This window comes from Geomicrobium sp. JCM 19037 (assembly GCF_000698105.1).
Classification (GTDB): domain Bacteria; phylum Bacillota; class Bacilli; order Bacillales; family Marinococcaceae; genus Geomicrobium_A.
On record NZ_BAWZ01000024.1, the window covers coordinates 57423 to 63830 of the forward strand.

A 6408-nucleotide genomic window follows, 5' to 3' on the forward strand; every position below is an offset into this window, starting at 1 on the left:
GTCGCCCCATACTATGGAGTGAGGGGGGCTGGAATTGGGAGCTGTTGTTTCTTTTCAAGAGGAGAAGCGGGCAAGAGACTGGGAGACGGAGAAATCATTGCTTCATACCCTCAGCATGGAAGATATGGTTGCTGCAACTGAGAAATACCTCGTTCCGATTAGCCGAACCTTTCGATTTCGCCATTCATTCCTTGAAGAAGTGTGTATGGATCTCGCCATTGAAACATTTCTGTATTCAGGAAAGCGTGGTATGACTGAGGCTCGACTAGGAAAAGCAGTGCCTCATGAAGACGATCACTTGCAAAACCGTATGATGGAATTGAACTTGTTCATTTCTGACTGGATTCAAGATAAGACGGTTGAATCCGAAAAAGTGGCGCACGGTGCAGCCAGCTATGTGAAGCATTGGTGGGATTTGGGCTTTGATACGGGGAAAAAGCATGCAAAAGCAAGACGTTAACGGGCAAGACGGGCATATGCTCGTCTTGTTTTTCATATGATGAACTAAACTCCCAAAAGGGGCTGTTCATCATGACGAAACGAATGTTCATCGGCACTCCTCTAGCGATCATTTTTTCAGGTTTAGCGGTTTATGCTATCTTCTCCATGTTTTCCTCAGAAAATACAGCAGGGCTTGAGATGCCTTTAAGCGGACAAATCATTGTGATCGACCCAGGGCACGGAGGCGTGGATGGGGGATCTAGTGCTAGTGACGGTACGCAAGAAAAAGAAATTGCCTTGGCTATTTCCTTAAAATTAAGGGACTATTTGCAAGCATCAGGAGCACTTGTGCTCATGACGCGCGAGGATGATAGTGATTTGGCTGCGAGTGATACACAGGGGTATTCAAACCGGAAAACAGAAGATTTAAAAAACCGGCTTGCGCTTATTAATGAAACGAATAGTGATTATTATATAAGCTTACATTTAAACGCCATTCCTTCACCGAGGTGGCGTGGGGCACAGACGTTCTATAATCGCACGTTTGAAGACAGCAAAAACATGGCCGAGAGTGTTCAAAGCGAAATGATTCGGCAGTTGGAGAACACAAACCGGACCGCTTTAGCCATCAATGGCAAATACATTGTTGATCAAGCCAAAATTCCAGGTGTTCTCGTTGAAGTCGGGTTTTTATCGAATCCAGATGAAGCGGCTGACCTTCAATCCGAAGAATACCAAGACAAAATTGCCGCATCGATCTATCAAGGAATGCTTCGGTACAAAGTTCCAGAAATGGCGAAGGAGAATGAGGCAGAACAGTAAAACCTAGCCTTTAGGTGTGATATAATAAATGCAGTCACACTAAAGGAAGGTGTAAAACGTTGTTAAATGAGAAAGAAATTATTGAAGTACTTAAACCTATAAAAGATCCGGATTTGAATAAAAGTATTCTTGAGACCGAAGGCATTCGGGAAATTAAGATCAAAGATGAGAACGTTAGTCTAAAGATCGCGCTCGCAAAAACCGGTACGAGCGGTCAGATGAAATTGCAACAAAACATTGTTGCTGCTGTTAAGGAGCTAGGGGCAAATAGCGTCGGACTTCGTTTTGAGCAGTTAACAGAGGAAGAAGTCAGCAAGCACATCGATCCTGAAGAGGAAGCGAAAAAACTCGGCTTGCTAGACCCAAATAACAAAGTGAATTTCATTGCTGTCGCTAGCGGTAAGGGCGGCGTAGGAAAGTCCACGGTTTCCGTCAATCTAGCCGTTTCCCTCGCCCGGGAAGGTAAGAAAGTTGGCATTATTGATGCAGACATTTACGGTTTTAGTGTTCCGGACATGATGGGCATTGAAAAGCGTCCAACGGTTGAAGGTGAGAAGATTCACCCAGTTGAGCGTTACGGTGTTAAAGTTATCTCCATGGGCTTCTTCGTTGAAGACAATGCCCCCGTCATCTGGCGTGGCCCAATGCTCGGGAAGATGTTAACGAACTTCTTCAAGGAAGTGACGTGGGGAGATCTCGACTACCTCATCTTGGACTTGCCACCAGGTACAGGTGACGTTGCTTTGGACGTTCATACGATGCTGCCAGAGTCAGATGAGATTATCGTTACAACTCCGCATGCAACAGCGGCGTTTGTTGCGGCTCGTGCTGGATCTATGGCGATTAAGAGTAACCACCGCATTCTCGGTATTGTTGAGAATATGGCTTACTTTGAAAGTCAAAAGACTGGAGAGCGGGAGTACGTATTCGGTCAAGGTGGCGGTGAGCGTTTGAGTGAAGAGTTAAAAGCGGACCTTCTTGGCCAAATTCCACTTGGGCAACCCGATATTGACCATGAAGATTTTGCACCTTCTGTATACGCAAAAGAGCACCCAATCGGTCAAATTTATAGTGAACTTGCCCGAAACGTCATTCGTAAAAAAGAATCGTAAAACGACCGAAGAGTAAAGTGAGCGTTCACTTTACTCTTCTTCGCTTCCAGACGATTCGCTTTCTTCTTCCTCTCCCTCACTGCTTTCCTCACTATCACTGGCATTGTCTGCTTGTTGCAACTGTGATTGAAGACGAGGGTTTTGTAATGCTTCGGCAATGACGGTCATCATTTGTTCGCGATACGCTTTGCTTTTCATTAATTCAAGTGTTGCTTGCTCCATTTCCGGATCATGCATCACATCCATCATCATCGTTTGGTAATCGGGATCTTTCATGAGGCGTTTTAAGATCTCTTCATTTTTTGATTGCATGCTATCGGCAATTTTTAAGCTAAAATCAGGGTCTTCCATGAGTTGGGCCCAATACTCTTTTCCTTCGTTTGATACGAGGGTGTCGTGAATTGTATCTTGAATAAATGATTGCTCCATGATTAATGAGGATTGAAACTCCTCTTCACTTAACACTTCGCGCAACGCTTCTTTACCTTCTTCTGTCTTAATGACGTCACTAACCATCCGTTTTGTTTCATCATAATCGGCCTGGGCTTCTCCTTGAAAAGCGGCACACCCCGTTAAAATAATGATAGATGTTAATAAAGCCAAGAGGCGTCCATATGGAACCATGGATTGTAAGCCCCCTTTCGTTTTTTCTTACTATGATTCAAACCGTGACAAAATATGCAACCCTTTAAACGTCAGCTAGCTTTTTCGCACAGTGATTGGTAAAATGTAACCTGTGTGATTTTGGTCTTAAGGGATGATCTTGTGAATACTAGAAAAGTTGTCTATCTATTTTTCACGACGATGTTTATCGGAGCGGCAGGTGGTGCGGTTGTCGGTGTTCCATTAACATGGGATGTGTTCCAAGAAGAAGGGTTTTGGAACTTTTTCTGGGGTGTCGTCTGGATGCTTGGAATTGGTGCAGCGGTGAGTATTGTCGCACAAATGGGGTATTTTGCTTACCTCGTCTTGCATCGATTTGCATTATCGTTGTTTAAAACGCGAAAACTTTGGAATCTTATTCAAATACTGTTGATTGCTTTTGTGTATTTTGATCTTGTGTATTTACGATATATTGCATACGCAGAACCTGGGGAACATTGGACAGGCTATTTGATTACACCGACGCTTCTGTTAATTTATGCGGTAATTATTGCCTATTGGAAGATGAAAGAGACGAACTGGACGGCGTTTGTCCCCGCGGTATTCTTTATGTTTGTCATTACAACGATCGAATGGGTGCCAGCTTTAACAGTACAAGTGGTTAATGATAGTGTGTGGCTGTGGATCTACTTAGCGCCACTAATTGCAGCGAACACGTATCAACTCATTGCGCTGCACAGCTACAACGCCAAGATAAATAATTAAGTACAGGCTGAGAGGCCTGTACTTTTGTGTATAGATAGAAAGGACGTCGATATGGTGAAGCACGTGGATGTATTAGGAGTGGGTATTGGCCCATTTAATTTAAGCTTGGCAGCATTACTGGAAGAAGGCACAGAACTCAACGCTGTATTCTTTGATGAGAATAATCATTTTGAATGGCATCCGGGGATGTTAATTGACCGAACAGATCTTCAAATTTCTTTTATTGCGGATCTTGTGACGCTGGCCAATCCTCGCAGTGAATACACGTTTCTAAATTATTTACATGAACATGAGCGCATGTTCCCGTTTTACTTCTTTAAGGAATGGAATGTGCCGAGGAAAGAGTACAATGCATATTGCCAATGGGTAGCGAAGAAAGTGAGCAGCTTGGCGTTTGGAAAGCGGGTAGTTGACGTACGAAATGAAGGGACGTTTTATCGTTGCATGATTGAAGATGTGAAAACGAAAAGCCAGACAGTGGTGACCGCAAATCATGTTGTTGTTGGGACGGGAAGCACACCGATGTTCCCACCAGCAATGGAAGAGAATCGAGCGCATCAAGTGGTTCATTCTAGCGAATATACGTTTCATGCCGAAGAAATCAAACGCGGGGATCGGCTGACTGTTGTTGGTTCGGGCCAGAGTGCAGCAGAGATCTTCTATGATTTGCTGGAAAACCAAATTCGTTTTGGTTACTCGTTAACGTGGCTCACACGCTCACCTGGTTTCTTTCAATTAGAAGAAAGTAAGTTAGGTCAAGAACAGTTTACGCCTGACTATGTTGACCATTTTCATCGGTTGTCTTTTGACGAAAGGCAAAATGTGCTCGGTTCCCTTACTAGCTTACGCAATGGTGTTGAAGGAAAAACATTAAAATCGATCTATGAACTGCTGTATCACAGAACAGCGGAAGGAGAGATCCGGTGAGTATCCAGCCAAGTGTAGAAGTGAATGGACTCTCGGACTCCGATCATTCAAATCACGAGTTGCAGTGCAAGCAATGGCAAGAGGATCGAAACTTCGAGCTTGATTCTGATTGGACGGTACTTGCCACAGGGTATCAACCACAAGTGCCTGATTTTATTGAGCGGATGACAGATGACCTCGTTTGGGAGGGGGAAGGGTTGCCTAAAGTTGAGCGGGACTACCGTTTATCTTTCATGGATAAAAGGGAGCACCTAGTATTTATGCTCACGAACCTTGAACACTCCCACGGCACGAGTGCGACGAACTTGGCTTTATCTGTAACACGCAACATCGAAATCATTAACAGTATGACGAAGAACCACCCATATAAGTTGAAACGAAGTCATCCGTTTCAACAATTTTAAAAGCCGAGCGCCCTGTGATGAGGCGCTCGGCTTTTCATCTATCTATAATGCCTCGTATTCAGCTTCGGCTTCGCTAATGAGCATCTGAAGTGAAACCAACTCATAGTGGTCATCTCGCAAATGATCAATAACGAGCGGGAGTGCTTCCACCGTTTGTTTTGCTGAATCTGACGCATCTAACATAATGACGTCACCTGGGGAAAGTTCGTCGCTAATGTTCGTGACGATCTCATCAATTCCCGGGTTTTGCCAATCGGCTCCGTCAGTGGCCCAATGAATCACTGAATACCCCATATTATCTGCAGCATCTAACACTTCTTGATTAAAGATCCCTGCTGGAGGGCGAAAAAAAATCGGAGATGCATCAGTAGCTTCTGAAATGACATCATGACTTTGCATCATGTCTCTTCGAATATCTTCAGGTTCTTGGTCTGGGTATGGTTTGAAGTAGTAACCATAGTTGCCCACCTCATGACCTTCCTCAACCATGCGTTGTAATAACTCAACGTGACGTTCAGACCAAACACCAGAGACGAAAAACGTTGCGGTAACGTCTTTTTCCTGTAAGATATCCAAGATCGGCTCCACGTTTTCTTCTCCCCAGCTTACATTAAACGTGAGGCTAGCGATCGTTTCCTCAATATCGGCACTTGAGAAAGCACCCGCATCATTGTCCCCTGAAAACACCGCCAAAAAAGGTCTGTCCATTAATAGAATACAAGCGGTACAAAAAGCAATAACAGCAATAAATACATATTTTTTACCACTACGTCGATTGATTACCCAAAACTGTGACATGACTCCCTCCCATTATTGCCGACGTCTTGCTGGTTATGTATATGCGCAAACGGACAAGATATAACTGAAAAAGGAGGACAAATGATGATTGGTTTACTCATTAATGAAAAAGAAGAAATTGAGCTAAGGGATCTGCTGTACTATGAATGGCAATTACTCGAAAGGCGCATACAATCAGAGGATGTGAGTGGTTTGTCACTGAGGCAGTAGAAGAAAAGCGCGACGTGATTCGAGCGTTATACAAGCGTATGGAGAGAAAAGAAATGATTCGAACGTACATGAATTAAAAAATTTAAAAGGAATTTACTAGAAATGGTTGCATATTATTTAGGTTATTGGTATATTATAAATCCGCCACAACGACGGTGATAACAACTGAAAAAAAGTTATTGACAGTCAAAGTGCTCAGGTGATAAGATATATCTTGTGCTTGAGAACAACAGTTCGCACCGAGAAAACTTTTTAAAAAAGTTATTGACGCGAAACGCTGGTTGTGGTAAATTAATAAAGTCGCCAAAACAGCGACAGCGCAAATA

At 43.6% G+C, this 6408-nt stretch carries 8 protein-coding genes and 1 pseudogene; 6 read left to right on the forward strand and 3 right to left on the reverse strand.

From position 1 onward, the window contains the following. Positions 1-34: 34 nt before the first annotated feature. The 3 genes from JCM19037_RS14065 to JCM19037_RS14075 all read left to right on the forward strand — a co-directional run bounded on the left by JCM19037_RS14065 (position 35) and on the right by JCM19037_RS14075 (position 2375). Positions 35-460: a DUF2521 family protein gene (locus JCM19037_RS14065; RefSeq protein WP_042402200.1), complete on the forward strand. Its 426-nt coding sequence runs from the start codon at positions 35-37 to the stop codon at positions 458-460. Positions 461-531: 71 nt separating this feature from the next. After that, positions 532-1263: an N-acetylmuramoyl-L-alanine amidase CwlD gene (cwlD, locus tag JCM19037_RS14070; RefSeq protein ID WP_042402203.1), complete on the forward strand. Its 732-nt coding sequence runs from the start codon at positions 532-534 to the stop codon at positions 1261-1263. A gap of 59 nt (positions 1264-1322) precedes the next feature. After that, entirely contained in the window at positions 1323-2375 is a 1053-nt protein-coding gene (locus tag JCM19037_RS14075; RefSeq protein ID WP_042402206.1) for an Mrp/NBP35 family ATP-binding protein, read from the forward strand. Positions 2376-2405: 30 nt separating this feature from the next. Here the strand turns inward: JCM19037_RS14075 and gerD are convergent, their stop codons facing one another. Continuing rightward, positions 2406-2999 (reverse strand): spore germination lipoprotein GerD, encoded by a 594-nt coding sequence (gene gerD, locus JCM19037_RS14080; protein ID WP_042402209.1) that lies wholly within the window; start codon positions 2997-2999, stop codon positions 2406-2408. Between the two features lie 141 nt (positions 3000-3140). On the opposite strand from gerD, the gene JCM19037_RS14085 reads away from it, so the two are divergent. Both JCM19037_RS14085 and JCM19037_RS14090 read left to right on the forward strand, forming a co-directional pair. After that, positions 3141-3743, forward strand: coding sequence for a KinB-signaling pathway activation protein (locus JCM19037_RS14085; RefSeq protein ID WP_042402211.1), 603 nt, complete (start codon positions 3141-3143; stop codon positions 3741-3743). A 51-nt stretch (positions 3744-3794) separates the two neighbouring features. Beyond that, a pseudogene (locus JCM19037_RS14090) lies at positions 3795-5074 on the forward strand (lysine N(6)-hydroxylase/L-ornithine N(5)-oxygenase family protein). 42 nt (positions 5075-5116) lie between these two features. Here the strand turns inward: JCM19037_RS14090 and JCM19037_RS14095 are convergent. Then, positions 5117-5872, reverse strand: a complete 756-nt coding sequence (locus tag JCM19037_RS14095) for a polysaccharide deacetylase family protein (protein ID WP_042402213.1) — start codon at positions 5870-5872, stop codon at positions 5117-5119. 81 nt (positions 5873-5953) lie between these two features. Here JCM19037_RS14095 and JCM19037_RS28595 point away from each other — a divergent pair, with 81 nt between their 5' ends. Continuing rightward, positions 5954-6082, forward strand: coding sequence for a hypothetical protein (locus JCM19037_RS28595; RefSeq protein WP_255357916.1), 129 nt, complete (start codon positions 5954-5956; stop codon positions 6080-6082). 133 nt (positions 6083-6215) lie between these two features. Here the strand turns inward: JCM19037_RS28595 and JCM19037_RS27425 are convergent. After that, positions 6216-6408: hypothetical protein (locus JCM19037_RS27425; protein ID WP_238544733.1), on the reverse strand; the 193-nt coding region annotated here is incomplete at its 5' end.

Excerpts from the sequence above, each read along its gene's own strand:
- cwlD (WP_042402203.1), top strand. The coding sequence starts at position 532 with ATGACGAAACGAATGTTCATCGGCACTCCTCTAGCGATCATTTTTTCA.
- gerD (WP_042402209.1), bottom strand. The coding sequence starts at position 2,999 with ATGGTTCCATATGGACGCCTCTTGGCTTTATTAACATCTATCATTATT.
- JCM19037_RS14095 (WP_042402213.1), bottom strand. The coding sequence starts at position 5,872 with ATGTCACAGTTTTGGGTAATCAATCGACGTAGTGGTAAAAAATATGTA.
- JCM19037_RS28595 (WP_255357916.1), top strand. The coding sequence starts at position 5,954 with ATGATGATTGGTTTACTCATTAATGAAAAAGAAGAAATTGAGCTAAGG.